The sequence below is a fragment of the Micromonospora hortensis genome (assembly GCF_022230935.1).
GTDB lineage: Bacteria > Actinomycetota > Actinomycetes > Mycobacteriales > Micromonosporaceae > Micromonospora > Micromonospora hortensis.
This window is the reverse complement of sequence record NZ_JAKKFE010000001.1, coordinates 108,755-123,869: the sequence shown is the minus strand read 5'-3', so window position 1 is coordinate 123,869 and position 15,115 is coordinate 108,755. Positions and strand designations below refer to the sequence as shown.

15 protein-coding genes are annotated in these 15,115 nt (G+C 70.6%); 10 read left to right on the top strand and 5 right to left on the bottom strand.

Features of this window, described 5'->3' with window-relative positions; genetic code table 11:
- Positions 1 to 50 precede the first annotated feature (50 nt).
- The gene (locus tag NIE111_RS00555; protein WP_238682494.1) at positions 51 to 617 is read left to right on the top strand and encodes an SMI1/KNR4 family protein; all 567 of its coding nucleotides are present in this window, start codon (positions 51 to 53) and stop codon (positions 615 to 617) included.
- Between the two features lie 8 nt (positions 618 to 625).
- On the opposite strand, the gene NIE111_RS00550 is transcribed toward NIE111_RS00555, so the two are convergent.
- Positions 626 to 1,498, bottom strand: coding sequence for an IS5 family transposase (locus tag NIE111_RS00550; protein WP_238682609.1), 873 nt, complete (start codon positions 1,496 to 1,498; stop codon positions 626 to 628).
- Positions 1,499 to 1,744: 246 nt separating this feature from the next.
- Between NIE111_RS00550 and NIE111_RS00545 the strand changes: the two genes are divergently transcribed.
- A complete protein-coding gene (locus NIE111_RS00545) occupies positions 1,745 to 2,995 on the top strand; it encodes an HNH endonuclease signature motif containing protein (RefSeq protein WP_238682491.1) in 1,251 nt (416 codons plus the stop codon).
- Positions 2,996 to 3,757: 762 nt separating this feature from the next.
- A complete protein-coding gene (locus tag NIE111_RS00540) occupies positions 3,758 to 5,338 on the top strand; it encodes a DHA2 family efflux MFS transporter permease subunit (RefSeq protein ID WP_238682490.1) in 1,581 nt (526 codons plus the stop codon).
- A 55-nt stretch (positions 5,339 to 5,393) separates the two neighbouring features.
- Here the strand turns inward: NIE111_RS00540 and NIE111_RS00535 are convergent, their stop codons facing one another.
- The 3 genes from NIE111_RS00535 to NIE111_RS00525 all read right to left on the bottom strand — a co-directional run bounded on the left by NIE111_RS00535 (position 5,394) and on the right by NIE111_RS00525 (position 7,896).
- Positions 5,394 to 5,855: a DUF5709 domain-containing protein gene (locus NIE111_RS00535; RefSeq protein ID WP_238682489.1), complete on the bottom strand. Its 462-nt coding sequence runs from the start codon at positions 5,853 to 5,855 to the stop codon at positions 5,394 to 5,396.
- A 120-nt stretch (positions 5,856 to 5,975) separates the two neighbouring features.
- Entirely contained in the window at positions 5,976 to 6,860 is an 885-nt protein-coding gene (locus NIE111_RS00530; protein WP_238682487.1) for an alpha/beta fold hydrolase, read from the bottom strand.
- Between the two features lie 112 nt (positions 6,861 to 6,972).
- The gene (locus tag NIE111_RS00525) at positions 6,973 to 7,896 is read right to left on the bottom strand and encodes an RNA polymerase sigma factor (RefSeq protein WP_238682486.1); all 924 of its coding nucleotides are present in this window, start codon (positions 7,894 to 7,896) and stop codon (positions 6,973 to 6,975) included.
- Positions 7,897 to 8,166: 270 nt separating this feature from the next.
- Here NIE111_RS00525 and NIE111_RS00520 point away from each other — a divergent pair, with 270 nt between their 5' ends.
- Positions 8,167 to 9,324: a winged helix DNA-binding domain-containing protein gene (locus NIE111_RS00520; protein ID WP_238682485.1), complete on the top strand. Its 1,158-nt coding sequence runs from the start codon at positions 8,167 to 8,169 to the stop codon at positions 9,322 to 9,324.
- 37 nt (positions 9,325 to 9,361) lie between these two features.
- Positions 9,362 to 10,126, top strand: coding sequence for a YqjF family protein (locus NIE111_RS00515; RefSeq protein ID WP_238682483.1), 765 nt, complete (start codon positions 9,362 to 9,364; stop codon positions 10,124 to 10,126).
- Here NIE111_RS00515 and NIE111_RS00510 read toward each other — a convergent pair.
- A complete protein-coding gene (locus NIE111_RS00510; RefSeq protein WP_238682481.1) occupies positions 10,120 to 11,097 on the bottom strand; it encodes an aldo/keto reductase in 978 nt (325 codons plus the stop codon). The genes NIE111_RS00515 and NIE111_RS00510 overlap by 7 nt on opposite strands.
- Positions 11,098 to 11,269: 172 nt before the next feature.
- Here NIE111_RS00510 and NIE111_RS00505 point away from each other — a divergent pair, with 172 nt between their 5' ends.
- From NIE111_RS00505 to NIE111_RS00485, 5 genes are all read left to right on the top strand, one after another.
- Positions 11,270 to 11,629, top strand: a complete 360-nt coding sequence (locus NIE111_RS00505; protein ID WP_238682480.1) for a hypothetical protein — start codon at positions 11,270 to 11,272, stop codon at positions 11,627 to 11,629.
- Positions 11,630 to 11,662: 33 nt separating this feature from the next.
- Positions 11,663 to 12,223 (top strand): carboxymuconolactone decarboxylase family protein, encoded by a 561-nt coding sequence (locus NIE111_RS00500; RefSeq protein WP_238682479.1) that lies wholly within the window; start codon positions 11,663 to 11,665, stop codon positions 12,221 to 12,223.
- A gap of 4 nt (positions 12,224 to 12,227) precedes the next feature.
- Positions 12,228 to 12,794 (top strand): TetR/AcrR family transcriptional regulator, encoded by a 567-nt coding sequence (locus NIE111_RS00495; RefSeq protein ID WP_238682474.1) that lies wholly within the window; start codon positions 12,228 to 12,230, stop codon positions 12,792 to 12,794.
- Between the two features lie 133 nt (positions 12,795 to 12,927).
- Positions 12,928 to 13,530 (top strand): dihydrofolate reductase family protein, encoded by a 603-nt coding sequence (locus tag NIE111_RS00490; protein ID WP_238682472.1) that lies wholly within the window; start codon positions 12,928 to 12,930, stop codon positions 13,528 to 13,530.
- A 110-nt stretch (positions 13,531 to 13,640) separates the two neighbouring features.
- Positions 13,641 to 14,993, top strand: coding sequence for a cellulase family glycosylhydrolase (locus tag NIE111_RS00485; RefSeq protein WP_238682471.1), 1,353 nt, complete (start codon positions 13,641 to 13,643; stop codon positions 14,991 to 14,993).
- Positions 14,994 to 15,115 lie beyond the last annotated feature (122 nt).

Below are 15,115 nucleotides of genomic sequence, written 5' to 3'. Positions count from 1 at the left end.
CATAGGTTTGTTGCCGCGGTCGTGTCTTGGAGCTGGCGTTAGTCTGGGGTGTGGCTGATGATCGCGTTCGTGGGCTGGTGGCAGCGATTGCCGACGGGGTGACGGCTACCGGGGAGCAGTTGCAGGGTTTGACGCAGTCCGAGATCGACGAGATCGAACATGATCAGGCGGTGCCGCTCGTCCAGAGCTACCGGCGGTTCTTGGAGTTGGTGGGGCGCGGCGCCGGGCACTTTTTGCAGGGCAGTGATGTTTTCTACCCGTCGGTGCTGGGTTTGGGTCAGGCCGCTCGTGAGTTGTTGGAGGAGAACCGGGTCCCGTTCGTGTGGACCTCCGAGGATCGGGTGATCCTGATGCATCAGGGCTACCAGTTCGACTTCCTTCGGGGTGCGGGCCCGAATCCCGAGGTCTGGTCCTACAGCGAAGGCACGACAGTTGGCGTGCCGGTCATCAGCTACTCCTGCTTCACCGACTGGCTGCAGGCGCAGGTCGAGCAGCAGACCGAGGCATGGGCTCGACTCGTACCCCGGTACGAAGCCGAAAAGGCGAAGCCGCCAGGAGAGCGACGACTGTTCTTCGGTCGGGTGAACCCGGATGGCAGCATCACCGAAGGGCTGTAGTCCGCTGTTCAAAGCCATTCGTTGATGGCCACGATGTGGAGTGTGGCCAGGTACCGGACGGCGAGCTTGTCGTACCTGGTGGCCACAGCCCGGTGCCGTTTGAGTCTGTTGATGCCGCACTCGACCGCGTGGCGCCGTTTGTAGATCTCCGGTTCGGAGGTTGGTGGCCGGCCGCCCTTGGACCCCTTCTTCCGCCGGTTGTCCGCCTGATCGACCTTGATCGGGAGGGTGGCTGGGATGCCACGGCGGCGTAGGTGCTCGCGGTTTGCGCGTGAGCTGTGTGCCTTGTCAGCCAGCACCCGATCAGGTTGGGTACGCGGGCGGCCACCGTCCGGGCGTGGTACCCGGATACCGGCCAGGACACGGGTGAACTGAGGGCTGTCACCGCGTTGTCCGGCGGTCAACAGCATCGACAGCGGCTTCTGGCCCCGCTCGCAGGCCAGGTGCAGCTTGGTGGTCCACCCGCCCCGCGAACGGCCCAACGCGTGATCGGCCGGCTCGGGTGCACCGACCCCGTCGTTCTGCGCGTCGGGGTCGGTGCGGGCACCGGCTGCGTGCTGATGAGCCCGAGCGATGGTGGAATCGACCGTCACGCCCCAGGTGATCAACCCACCAGCGTCCGCACGCGTCTGCAGCCCGGTCACGATATGCGCCCAGACTCCCGCGCGTTGCCAACGGCGGAACAGCCCGTACACCGTCTGCCAGGGTCCGTAACACTCGGGCACATCCCGCCACGGTGCACCCGCCCGCACTCGCCACCGAATCCCGTCAATGAGCTGCCGCTTACTCCACTTCGACGGCCGGCCCGGCTTGCGCCCCTTGGGCAGCAACGGCTCCAGCACCGCCCAGTGCGCGTCGGTCAGGTCGAACCGCCTCGTCACCGCTACCCTGGCCGCGAGTTCTCCGTGCTGATGGTCTTCTTGGTCGATGAACCATCTACCGGAGACCTCGCTCATAACGATCACCGACACGCTGGCAGCTTCCACCAAACCGCCTGATCAGACCCTATGAAAGACGGCCTAGTTCTCTGCCGGCCTGCCGCCTGGGCCGGCCTGCCGCCTGGGCCGGCCTGCCGCGGATCGATCATGATGACTGAAAGTGTCGTACAGCTGTACTAGGTTCGGGTCGTGGTCGAAGAGTTGACGCAGGCAGAGGGCGCCATCGCGGCCTGCGCCGATACGCCCACGTGGGCACGACCCGAGGACGAGTTGATCGCCGCACTCGACACCGCTCACCGCATCGAGCAGCGGCTCGCGGCGGTGAAACTGGCTCTGATCCGTGAGCTCGACGGCCGAGGCGTCCCCACCGCGCAGGGCGCCTCCTCCACTGCGGTCTGGCTCCGCGAACGGTTACGCCTCACCATCCCGGCCGCCCGCCGCCTCGTCGACCTCGCCGAGGTTCTGGACACCGGCAACCCTGGGGTACGCCACGCACTGGCCGATGGCCACATCGCCGTCGATCAGGCCCGGGTCATCGCCGACACGGTCGACAGCGTGCAGACCGCCGCCGGTCCCGAGGTCGCCGACAAGGCCCTCGGCGTGCTCGTCGAGTGGGCCGGGCAGTTCGATCCCACCCTCTTACGCAAACTCAGCACCCGCATCCTCGACCACGTCGCACCCGACATCGCCGACGCCGCCGCCCAAGCAGCCCTGGACGCCGAGGCCCGCCGTGCCGCCCGCGACCGCCACCTCACCCTCTCCACCCTCAGCGATGGCCGGCTGCGACTCACCGGCATCCTCGACACCGAGACCGCTGGGCTGCTCCGTGCCGCCATCGACCCGCTCAGCGCACCCTCGGGCCCTGACGACCAGCGCTCTCCCGGGCAACGCCGGCACGACGCTCTCAGCGACGTGTGCCGCCTCGCGCTGCGCACCGGCGAGTTGCCCGAGCACGGTGGTGATCCCGCCCAGATCGTCGTCACCACCAGCTACGACGGGTTGACCCGGCAACTCGGCAGCGGTGCCCTCGACACCGGCCTGCGCCTCACCCCCGAGGCCGTGCGCCGCCTCGCCTGCGACGCCGCCATCCTCCCCGCAGTCCTCAACGGAGCCGGCCAACCACTCGATCTTGGCCGACAACGTCGTCTCATCACCGGCTCCCTCCGGCGAGCCCTGGTGCTGCGGGATGGGGGCTGCGCCTTCCCGGGCTGCGACCGACCACCGCGCTGGTGCGACGCCCACCACATCAACCACTGGGCCGACGGCGGCGACACCAGCCTCGCCAACGCCGTCCTGCTCTGCGGCCACCACCACCGGCACCTGCACCACAGCGACTGGGCGGTGCGACTGGCAGGCGACGGCCACCCCGAGTTCGTGCCACCGGCCTGGCTCGACCCCGAACAGGTCCCCCGCCGCAACCACTACCACCGACGGACGTGAGCATCACCAGCACACACGATCACCCCGGTCAGCAGGCCGTTCGAGTGGCCAGCCCCGCACGCCCCACGGCCAGTGGGCCGATGGAGTGCCCAGGCCGGCACGGCCCCACGCCTGCGGGTCCGACGCGGAGGGAGGCGCGCAACCAGGGCCCGGCACGGCCCCATTCCCGCGCGTCCACCGACCCGGAGGGAGGCGCGCAACCAGGGCCCGGCACGGCGCCGCCGGTCAACGCCGGTCCGACCCCGCCAGGCGGACGGGACTCACCCCACTCCCGCGCGTCCACCGACCCGGAGGGAGGCGCGCAACCCAGGGCCCGGCACGCAGCTCCGCCGCGATCTCGTACCCGACTCCCTCGTTCGTGCCGGGGGCAGCGCGATTCTCGGTTCGACCTCGCCGCTGTGCCGTGGGTGGACGTGCCAACCCTCACGACGGTGATCGCTTGGCAGCCGCACAGCCGCACAGCCGCACAGCCGCACAGCCGCACAGCCGCACAGCCGCACAGCCGACCCCCCGGGCCGCACTGGGCGAAACACCTAGCTCGCGACTCTGCCGGCTGATTGCCACCCCGACGTCCGGCCACAGTCGCACGGCCGATCGGATACGCGGTCGGGCCGTCACGAAATCCGGCGGCGAACCGTCACAGCTGGCGGTTAGTCTTCCTCCGCGCGCCGTCGTCCTGGCACGTCGCGCCCCGCGCCCGGTTGGCGCGGCATCGCCGCCACCGCCCACCGTCGGCCGGCTCAATCGACTTCAGGAGAGTTAGTGACACAGCAATCCCTCGCGACATCGGACAAACTCGACGGCGCGGTGCTCAAGGTGGCGGGCGTCGTCGTCATTGGCGCGATCATGTCGATCCTCGACGTGACTGTGGTCAGCGTGGCGCTGCCCAAATTCCAGAGCGAGTTCGACGCGTCCTACGCCCGCGTCGCCTGGACCATGACCGCCTACACCCTCGCCCTCGCCACAGTGATCCCGCTCAGCGGGTGGGCGGCGGACCGGTTCGGCACCAAACGGCTCTACATGGTGGCGCTGGCCCTGTTCACTATCGGGTCGGGCCTCTGCGCCATGGCCGACACGATCGGCGAGCTGATCGGCTTCCGGGTCCTGCAGGGCCTCGGCGGCGGCATGCTCATGCCGCTGGGCATGACCATCATGACCCGGGCGGCCGGGCCGCACCGGATCGGCCGGTTGATGGCGGTCCTCGGCATCCCGATGCTGCTGGGGCCGATCGGCGGCCCGATCCTCGGCGGCTGGTTGATCGACACCGCGAGCTGGCACTGGATCTTCCTGATCAATCTGCCGATCGGCGTGATCGCCCTGATCTACGCGCAGGTCGCGCTGCCGAAGGACGCGCCCGAGCCGTCCGAGTCGTTCGACTTCGTCGGCATGCTCATGCTCTCGCCGGGTCTCGCCCTCTTCCTCTACGGCGTGTCGTCCCTGCCGGAGGCGGGCACCTTCGCCGAGGCCAAGGTCTGGGCCCCGATGCTGGTCGGCGGCGCGCTGGTGGTGGCGTTCGTGCTCTACTCGTTCAAGCCCCGGCACCCGCTGCTCGACCTGCGGCTGTTCCGCAACCGCAGCCTGACCATCGCGTCGGTGACGATGTTCGTGTTCATCATCGCGTTCATGGGCGCCGGCCTGCTGTTCCCGAGCTACTTCCTGCAGGTGCGCGGCGAGTCGACGCTTGCGGCCGGCCTGTTGATGGCGCCGCAGGGCATCGGCGCGATGATCACCATGCCGATCGCCGGCACGCTGGCCGACCGGGTGCCGATCGGGCGTACGGTCCCGTTCGCGCTGGGGCTCATCGTCGTCGGGTTCTTCGGTTTCACCCAGGTCGATCCGCAGACCTCGTACTGGCTGCTCGGTGGGTCGCTGTTCGTGATGGGTCTGGGCATGGGCGGCACGATGATGCCGATCATGACGTCGGCGCTGCGGACGTTGTCGGCCAACGACGTGGCCCGCGGCTCGACGCTGGTCAACATCCTCCAGCAGATCGGCGGCTCGGTCGGCGCCGCCGTGATGTCGGTGATCCTCACCAACGAGCTGAACGGCTCCCGGCCGATCCCCGGCCTGGTGGACGAGAGCGGCAAGCCGGTCACCGAGGCCGGGCTGGCCATCGCCGCCCAGCAGCGGCCGGAGCTGCTCCAGCAGATGCCGGTGGACCCGTCGATCATCGAGCGTGGTCTGGACTTCGCCGCCAAGTCGTTCGCGAGCACGTTCTGGGTCGCGTTCGCCCTGGTCGTGCTCACGATCATCCCGGCGGCGTTCCTGCCGCGCCGACGTCAGCCGGCGCAGCTCGACGACCCGCAGGGCGAGCAGGTCAGGACGCCCGTCGTCATCCACTGACCGCGCCCGGCCGCGCTCGGCACCCGGTGAGGTGCCGAGCGCGGCGGGTACGGCGTCAGCGCAACGGACCGTCGCCCGGTCCGTTGGGGTCCTCGACCAGGTGGATCGCCGCTTCCTCCGCGCTGGCGGCACCCGCGTCGATCCCGGCGTCCCACGCCACCGACTCGGCCTCGTCGTCCTCGCGGACGCCGTCGTCGTAGGCGACGAGACGGCCGGCGCGTGCTTCCGCCTCGTACCCCCGGCGGGTCAGCTCGTCCTCGTCGTCGCCACCCTCGGCGTACGGGTCGACATCCGGCACCTCCTGGGCGAGGTGTTGCGCCAGGGACTCGCCCGCCCGCTCCTCGGCCGGTGTGGTGCCGAACCGGTTTGCCGCCGTCCAGTGGTCCTCGGCGATGATGCCGGTGTCGAGGGGGTCGCCGACCCGGTCGTCGTCGAGGGTGTCGGAGGCGTCCAGGACTCCGTCGTCCTCGGCCACGTTCCACTCGTCGACGGAATCCATCCGTTCGGTCTGGCTCACGGCGGTCTCCTCTTCGTCACGGTGCAGCAAAGCGCTCAGCCTATGACCGTGCAACGCGCCCGTTCGCCGAGGTCTGCCCGCTGTGACGAACGGACCTCGGACGGGCGGTGCCACTGTGGGTCACCGCTTCAGCAGTTCCGCCACGGCGTCGGTGAACTCCACCGGCTGCTCGATGTGCGCGAAGTGTCCGCTTCGCTCCAGCGTCACCAGCCGCGAGTCCGGAAGCCCCGCGTGCAACTGCTCGGCCCAGCGGGGGCCACAGATGAAGTCGTACGTCCCGACGATCACCACGACGGGCACGGTGATCTCAGCGAGGTTCTCCCGCACGTCGAAGGGCGTCGGGTCCTGCGCGCCGGCCGGCGTCGCCCAGATTCGGACGGCCGCCTGGAACGGGGCGAACTCGGTCTGTCGGCCCCAGAAGTCCGCGAAGTACACCGGCAGGGCGGCGCGCAGAGCGGCCCCCAACGAGTCGTCGTCCGTCGCGCCGCCGATCTGCGCGAAGGCACCCGGGACCGCCGCCGCCTCCGGCCGGTCCGGGTGCCGCTGCGGGTAGGCGGCGAGGCCGGCCATCGCCTCGGCCCAGAACTCGGCGCCGGTGACGGGCGAGGTGTCGTACAGGGCGAGGCCGGAGATCCGGTCCGGGTGGGCCAGCGCGTAGCGCTGGACGACGAAGCCGCCGTGCGAGTGCCCGAGGAGGTACACCTGGGGTTCGTCGAGGTGTTCGACGACGGCGTGCAGGAACCGGACATAGGTGTCGAGACGGTAATCGTCGGGGTTGTCGAGTTGCCCCGACGCGCCAGTGCCCACCGGCTCGACGTAGACCATCGTGAAATGCGTCTCAAGGCTGGGCGTCCGCAGGTAGGCCCACTCGATGCCCGGCCCGCCGGAGTGCGCCACGCAGACCGGGCCGGTGCCGGCGACGTGGTAGACCTGCCGAACGCCATCCACTGTGAACGTGTGGGCACCCGGTGCGAGGGCGCTGACGTCGTGGCTGGTGAAACCCATGAACTTTCTCCCGATCCGAGACCCGCGCGGCGTCGGCCGACACGGCAACTGGTGCATGACGCGGACCAGATGCGCGGGTCGAGGGAAAAGTTCGCTCGTCGGAGGAGTTTTTTCAGACCAGCGCGGGGACGGGGTGGAAGAGGGTGAGTTGGCGCACCCGGCCCTCGCGCAGCACCTGCAACCACAGCGCCGCGGGTGGGCAGTGCTCCGGGTCGTCGGGTGGGCTGATCAGGTCGGTTTCCCAGATCAGCACGTCGCCGCTGGCCACCACGTTGCGCAGCCGCTGACGTACCCCGGCGGTCAGGTCGCGGTCCATGCCGTTGATGGCCAGATCACGGCCACCGCGCGGGCCGCCCGGCACGATCATCTCGGCGTCCGGCCACCAGCTCTCGCGGACCACCCGCTCGAAGTCGCCGCCCATCGCCGTGGTGATCATGTCGCGGCCTTCTCGCCACCGCGAGTCGTTCGAGGCGGCGACGTCAGTGTGCGCGGCGTCCGCCGCCGTCCGCAGGCCGCCGGCGAGCGCCCGGCGGGCGTGGCTGAGGCGGCTGCGGACGGTGCCGACCGGCACGCCACACACGGCCGCGATCTGCTCGTACGAGGACGCGTCGCTGAAGTACCGCAGCAGGGTGACGAGCCGGTCAGGTTCGGACAGTTGCCCGATGGAGTGCCACACCCAGTCGCGCATCGCGGCTCGGTCCAGTGCCTCCTCCGGGGTGGGTGTGTCGGCGGGGCGGGTGAACCACTCGGGTTCGGCGACCGGGACGGCTCTGGGCCCGCGCAACGCCATCCGGCTGTTGTTGCGGACGATGGCCCGCAACCAGGGGCCGACGGCGCTCGGGTCGCGCACCTCGCCGATGCGACGCAGGGCGACGAGCATCGTGTCCTGCACCGCGTCCTCGGCGTCCGGCCCGTAACCGAGGACGCCCAGCGCGACAGCCCGCATCCCCGCCTCGTGCCGGGCCAGCAGCGCGCCCAGCGCGGCCGCGTCTCCCGCCTGCGCGAGCACTACCAGCTCTCCGTCGCTCTGCGTCACGCGTACGTCCTCTCGCAAGTCCCGGAGCGTCCCATCTGTAGGGCTTTGGGCGGCTATTTCGGTGTCCATCGCCGCTACCAGCCTACGACGTGTGAACGTCTCGGTTCTGAGCCAATGCTGCGGGAGGGGCGAGGGTCACCGCCCCGAGGCCGACGACGGTTGCCGGAAAGTGACACACGCCGGTCGTAGCCTGGGCGGCATGAGGACCTGCCGTGTCGAGGCCCTTCGATGGTGCGTGGTCGGCGTCCGCGCGTTCTTCGCGGGTCTGCGATGACCGAGCTGAGCTGGGCGCAGGTGTCCGCCCGACGACTCAAGCGACACCGGCTGTGCCCACCGGCGGCGGGCGCGGCACCGGACGCCGGTGGGGTCGCCGACGTGGTGTCGGCGATCTGCGGCGCGCACGCCCAGATCGCGTCGGCCGCCGAGTTGTCCATCGGGCTGCGGGTGCCGGGCACGACCCGCGCCCTGGTACGCCGCGCACTGTGGACCGACCGCACCCTGGTCAAGACCCGTGGGCCACGCGGAACCGTGCACCTGCTCGCCGCGGCGGACCTGCCGATGTGGGTCGGCGCGCTGACCGCGTTGCCGGCCCCGTCCTGGGAGCGGAGCGTGGTCCTGCTGACGCCCCGGCAGACCGAGCAGGTCATCGCGGCCATCGCCGACGCGGTCGCCGAGGCCGACCTGACCACCGCCGAGCTGACCGAGGAGGTCGTCGCCCGTACCGGCCCGTGGGCGGGTGACCTGGTCATGGAGGCGTTCCAGGACAAGTGGCCCCGGTGGATCGCCGCGATGACCGCCGCCACCCGGGCCGGATTGGTCTGCTTCGGCCCGAATCGCGGTCGGGCCAGCACGTACACCAGCCCGACCCGGTGGCTGCCCGACTTCGCGCCGATGCCCGGTCCCGCCGCCCTGGCTGCCCTCGTCCGCGGCTACCTGCACGCGTACGGGCCGGCCACCCCGGCACAGTTCGCCCGGTGGCTGGCGGTGGCGCCGGGGTGGGCGACGTTGCTGTTCGACTCGCTGGACCTGACCGAGGTGACGGTGGAAGGCACCCGGGCCTGGGTGGCCGCCGACGACAGCGAATTCCCCGACGACCGGCCGTCCGGGTTGCGGCTCCTTCCGTACTTCGACGCGTACGCGGTCGGCTGCCACCCCCGCGAACGGCTCTTCCCCGGTGCCGCCGCCGAGCGAGCGCTCGCCGGTGGCCAGGCCGGCAACTATCCGGTGCTGCTGGTCGACGGGGTGGTCGTCGGCGTGTGGCATCAACGCCGCTCCGGCCGCGCGATCCGGGTCACCGTCGAGCCGCTGCGGACGCTCGGCGCAGCCCAGCAGCGGGCGTTGGCGGAGGAGGTCGAGCGGATCGGCGAGATCCTGGAGGGCAGGGCGTCGCTGACCATCGGCACCGTCAGCGTCGGTCCGCACGCCTGAGGCCACGCCGGCCCACCGCCTGGGCCACGATGAGAGCGTGCACCCCGAACCGGTCGACCACGCGCCCCGGCAGGCGTTTCCCTGGGCGCTCCTGCGCCAGCGCTGGGAGGACCTCACCTTCCTGCACTGGGCCGTCGCTCCGGAGGCGATCGCGCCGTTGCTGCCCGCCGGCACTCGTCCGGACACGCTGCAGGGGGTCAGCTACGTGGGGCTGATCGGCTTCCGGATGGTCGGGCTGGGCTTCGGCCGAGGCCCGGGGGTGCCGTACTTCGGCACCTTCTGGGAAACCAACGTCCGGCTCTACTCCGTCGACGACGCCGGTCGGCGAGCTGTCGTGTTCCGGTCGCTCGACGCGTCTCGTCTGCTGCCGGTGCTGGTGGCGCGGGCGACGCTGCGCCTGCCGTACCTGTGGTCGTCGATGCGGTTGGATCGCGACGGTGACCGTCGCACCTACCGCTGCCGGCGGCGCTGGCCGGGGCCCGCGGGCGCGACGAGCCGGATGGTGGTGCGGGCGGGGGAGCGGATCGTCGAGCCGACCCCGCTGGAACACTTCGTCACCGCCCGCTGGGGGCTGCACACCCGGGCGTACGGGCGCACGCTGCACCTGCCGAACTGGCATCCGAGCTGGCCGCTGCACCGGGCCGAGGTGCTGCACCTGGATGACGAGTTGGTAGCCGCCGCTGGGCTGCCGGCACCGGTCGGGCCACCGGTCAGCGTGCTCTACTCGCCGGGTGTCGCGGTCAGGTTCGGCCCGCCGGTGGCGGCCCGGTCACGTGGTGCCGGGCCGCCGGAACTTCAGTAGCGGCCACCCTCGGGTGCGGGCAGCGCGTCCAGGTCGGCCATGTCCTCGGCGCTGAGCCGCACGTCAGCGGCCGAGCAGTTGTCCACCAGGTACTTCGGGGTCTTGGTGCCGGGGATCGGGATGACCTGGTCACCCTGGGCGACCACCCACGCGAGGGCGACCTGCGCGGGGCTGAAGCCGGCCCGGTCGGCGATCTCCCGGACCCGGGCGACGATGGCGAGGTTGGCGCGCAGCGCGTCCTGCTGGAAGCGCGGCAGGCCACGCCGGAAGTCGTCGGCGGGCAGGTCGTCGAACGAGGTGAACCGGCCGGCGAGGAAACCGCGCCCGAGCGGGGAGAACGGCAGGAAGGCGATGCCCTGCTCGCCGCAGTACGGCAACACCTCGGTCAACGGGTCACGCGTCCACAGTGACAACTCGGACTGCACCGACGCCACCGGGTGCACCGCCTGGGCCCGCGCGATCTGCGCGACGGTCACCTCGGACAACCCGAGCTGCCGGGCCTTACCGGCCGCGACGACCTCGGCCATCGCGCCCCAGGACTCCTCGATGGGCACCTCCGGATCGACCCGGTGGAGCTGGTAGAGGTCGACGTGGTCGGTGCCGAGCCGGCGCAGGCTCTCGTCGATCGCCGAACGGATGTGCTCCGGGCGGCCGTTGTTGCCGATCTTCGGTGAGTTGCCGGGGCCACCGGTGGGGGAGGTGGCCACCAGGCCGACCTTCGTGGCCAGTACGGCCCGCTCCCGGTGCCCGCCGGACAGTGCCCGCCCGACCAGCTCCTCGTTGGTGTACGGCCCGTACACGTCCGACGTGTCGATCAGCGTCGCGCCCAGGTCCAGCGCCTGTCGGATGACGGAGATCGACGTGTCGTCGTCGCGAGGGCCGGTGATGTCGTAGCCGTGGCTCATGCCCATGCAGCCGAGGCCGATGACGCCGACCTCGGGTCCGGTGCTGCCCAACGTGGTGGTTCGCATGCGCCCCACGCTACGACCGGACGGGCGGACCCGCACTCGCCGTGGCGGGGTGCGGGTGTTCCCCGGGCACGTGACGACTCTCACCGGAAGTGGACTCGGGAGTCCGGTACGGTGGGCGCTAAGCGGACCTGCGAGTCCGGATATGACCGACGGCGACCCACGAGGAGCCCCCATGAACCCGGTACGGATCAGCGACGCCCTGCGCGCTGTGGTCTTCGAGCCGACACGCGACCTGACCGACGCGCTCGACGAGTTCTACGCCCCCGACTACACCCACCGCAGCGACGGCGAGACCCTCGACCGGGCCGGATTCGTCGCGATGGTGACCCGGGTACGCGCTCAGATCGCCAGCGGCACCGTGTTGGTCCTCGACGAGCTGCGCGACGGTCTCCGCTACGCCGAACGACACGTCTACGAGATCACCCTGGCCGACGGGTCGACCGCCAGACGGGAGATCGCCGTCTTCGGGACGTACGCCGAGGACGGCCGCTTCCGCCACCTCAGCGAGACGGGTTTCGACCTGTCCGCCTGAACCGTCTCGACGACCAACGCAGGAGAGAGAGCCATGCCCCGCCTTGCCGACCCCGACCCGAACGTGATTCCGGCCGACGTCCGCGACGTCCTGTCCGCCCTGCCGCCCGACCCGATGGTCAAGATGCTGACCCACTCGATCGGCACTGTGAACCTCTTCATCCAGCTCGCGAGGGCGCAGTTCACCTCGTTGGAGCTGCCCGCCCGCTCGCGGGAACTGGTCATCCTCACCGTGGCCGAGTACACCGGGTGCGAGTTCGTGGCAGCCCAGCATGGCCCGATGTCGGCGGCGGCCGGCGTCGACGAGCGCACCCGGGAGATCATCAGCAGCCGGGACATCGACGACCCACACCTCTCCGGTCATGACCGCACGCTCATCCGGTTCGCCGCCGAGGTGGTGCGGTCACCGCGCGTTCCCGATGACCTCTTCGACCAGGTGCGGCACATCCTCAGCGAGCGCGAGATAGTCGAGGTGCTCCAGGTGATCGGCTACTACTGGTCGTTCGGCCGGGTGGCCACGGTGCTCGACGTCGAACTCACCACCGTGTACGGCGACGAGCCGCTGCTGACCGACGAGACCGAGCGGGCAGACTGAGGTCATGACCCCACCGACGCCGAGCGACAGGGATGCTCCCCATCGGCGTCTGGACGCCCGTCGCAACCAGGAGCGGGTCCTCGCCGCCGCCCGGGAGCTCTTCAGCGAGCAGGGTCTGCAGGTGACGGTGCCGCAGGTGGCGGAGCGGGCCGGGGTGGGCCGCGCCACTGTGTACCGCAGCTACCCCAGCAAGGAAGACCTGATCGTCGCGGTCGTCCAGCGGCAGTTTCAGGAGTTGGAGCAGCGCACCCGCGCGGCGCTCGACGGCGTCGACGCATACCGGGAGTGGTGTTCCTTCGTGCCCGACCTGTTCGGACGCCTCGCGCGCGACCGGGTCCTCGCCGACGCGTTCTTCGAGGGCAGGCTGGTGCCCGCGGCGCGCATCCTGGATCTGATCGGGCAACTGGTGGCGGCGGCCCGAACGTCCGGCAAGGTCCGCCCGGACGCCGGGGAGCTGGACATCCGGGTAATCCTGTGCGGCGCGGTCCGGCAGCTCATCGTGCTCGACGAGCGTGACCCGGCGGTGTGGCGCCGGTACGCCGACCTCGTGCTCAACGCGCTGCGCCAGTGACGGCCAGGGCTGACACTGGGAGAAAGCTCGGCCGACGTGTCGAGGACTGTCGCGCCGGCTTCGACAATGGGTTGCGGGCCAGACAGCGGGCCTCGCCGACGAGCCGGCACGGCACGGACCGAGGAGTGGATCGATGACGAAGGTGACGACCTGGGCGACGATGTCGTTGGACGGCTACATCGCGGACGCGTCCCACGGTGGCTTCGAGTACCTCTTCCAGTGGTACGAGAACGGCGACGTCGAGACGCCGACGGCCGACCCCGAATTGACCTTCCGGACCTCCGCCACGAGCGCCCGGCATCTGCGGGCTCTCACCGAGCGGACCGGCGCGCTCGTCGTCGGCCGGAGGCTCTTCGACATCACCAGCGGGTGGGGTGGCCGGCATCCGTTGGACGTGCCCGTCGTGGTGGTCACGCACAGCGTGCCGGAGGGCTGGGCGCCCGAGAACGACTCCTTCGTCTTCGTCGCCGACGGCATCGAGAGCGCCGTCGCCCGGGCGACGGCGCTCGCCGGCGACAAGGAGGTCAGTGTCAACGGCGGCACCATCGCCGCCCAGGTCGTCGAGGCCGGCCTGCTCGACGAGGTGCACATCGACCTCGTCCCGGTCCTGCTCGGGGCCGGCATCCCGCTCTTCGCCAACCTGAAGATCGCGCCACTTCAGCTGTACGGTCCGTTCAGCGTCGTGGAGGACGACGGCGTCACCCACCTGGCCTACCGGGTACGCCCAGCCGCCTGAGTGCCGCGGGGACCGCTGCCCCGCCTTGCCCCCATTGGCATTGATCGATATTGTGCGCGCAGGCGCCGCCCCGCCTCAGACCACCACCGTCGATCCGAAGCGGGTTCCGCATGCGCACACTGAGACTTGTCACGACCCTGGCCGTCGCCAGCCTGCTCGCCGGTGCGGTGGCAGCGGTCGCCGCCACACCGGCCAGCGCGGCGACCGCCGTGTTCTCCGTGACGAACAACTGGGGCAACGGCTACCAGGGGCAGGTCACCGTCACCAACGACACCTCCGCACCGATCGCCAGCTGGCGGGTCGAGTTCGACCTGCCGTCCTCCTCGACCGTCAGCCAGTCGTGGAACGCGCAACAGACGACCTCGGGCAGCCACTACACCTTCGCCAACGTGTCCTGGAACGGCACCCTCGCCGCCGGCGCCTCCACCTCGTTCGGCTTCCTCGTCACCGGCACCGGCACCCCGGTGAACTGCACTGTGAACGGCGCGTCCTGCGCCGGCGGTCCGCCCCCGACCACCCCGCCGCCCACGACCCCGCCGCCGACCACGCCGCCGCCGACCACCGGCACGCCGGTCGAGCGGCACGGGCAACTGCGGGTCTGCGGCACCACCATGTGCGACAAGTCCGGGGCGCGGGTGCAGCTGCGGGGCATCAGCAGCATGTGGCTCAACTGGGAGACCGCCCCGTACGCCGAGAACCTCTCCGCGTTGACCTGGATGCGCGACAACTGGAACCTCCAGGTGATCCGCGCGGCCATGGGCGTGGAGCCGGCCGGGGCGTACCTGAGTGACCCGTCCAAGGCGCGCGCCCAGGTGGAGACCATCATCAACAACGCGGTCACCGCCGGGGTCTACGTGATCGTCGACTGGCACGCGCACGAGGCGCAGAACAACCAGTCGCAGGCGGTGGCGTTCTTCGGTGACCTGGCCCGCCGGTACGGCCACCTGCCCAACGTCATCTGGGAGCCCTACAACGAGCCGCTCCAGGTCAGTTGGGCCAACGTCATCAAGCCGTACCACCAGGCCGTGGTGTCCGCGATCCGCGCCGCCGATCCGGACAACATCGTCGTGCTCGGCACCCCGACCTGGTCACAGGACGTGGACGTCGCCGCGGCCAGCCCGGTCAGCGGCACCAACCTGATGTACACCCTGCACTTCTACTCCTGCACGCACGGGGCGTCGCTGCGCGCCAAGGGTGACGCGGCGATCCGCGCGGGTCTGGCGCTGTTCGTCACGGAGTGGGGCGCCAGTAACGCCGATGGCGGCCTCGACGGCCGGGCCTGCCTGCCGGAGGCACAGTCCTGGGTCGACTGGATGAAGGCGAACGGTATCTCCTGGACGGCCTGGAAGCTCGACGTCGGCACCGACACCACAAACCTGCTCAGCCCGGGGGCGCCGGTGACCGGTGGGTGGACCAACTACCTGCACGGCCACGCGCCGTTCGTGGTGGCGAACATGAGGTGAGCCCGGCCGCTCCTTGACCGGGATTGATCGAATCGAGGCTGCTGGTGTCGGGGTGTCCAGGCCGGCGGGACACCCCGACATCACCGGCAGCCATCACTACCGCGCCACGGCCACCGTCGGAG

Coding starts and splice junctions, on each gene's coding strand:
- NIE111_RS00530 (WP_238682487.1), bottom strand. CDS start 6,860: ATGGGTTTCACCAGCCACGACGTCAGCGCCCTCGCACCGGGTGCCCAC.
- NIE111_RS00520 (WP_238682485.1), top strand. CDS start 8,167: ATGACCGAGCTGAGCTGGGCGCAGGTGTCCGCCCGACGACTCAAGCGA.
- NIE111_RS00510 (WP_238682481.1), bottom strand. CDS start 11,097: ATGCGAACCACCACGTTGGGCAGCACCGGACCCGAGGTCGGCGTCATC.
- NIE111_RS00505 (WP_238682480.1), top strand. CDS start 11,270: ATGAACCCGGTACGGATCAGCGACGCCCTGCGCGCTGTGGTCTTCGAG.
- NIE111_RS00500 (WP_238682479.1), top strand. CDS start 11,663: ATGCCCCGCCTTGCCGACCCCGACCCGAACGTGATTCCGGCCGACGTC.
- NIE111_RS00495 (WP_238682474.1), top strand. CDS start 12,228: ATGACCCCACCGACGCCGAGCGACAGGGATGCTCCCCATCGGCGTCTG.
- NIE111_RS00490 (WP_238682472.1), top strand. CDS start 12,928: ATGACGAAGGTGACGACCTGGGCGACGATGTCGTTGGACGGCTACATC.
- NIE111_RS00485 (WP_238682471.1), top strand. CDS start 13,641: ATGCGCACACTGAGACTTGTCACGACCCTGGCCGTCGCCAGCCTGCTC.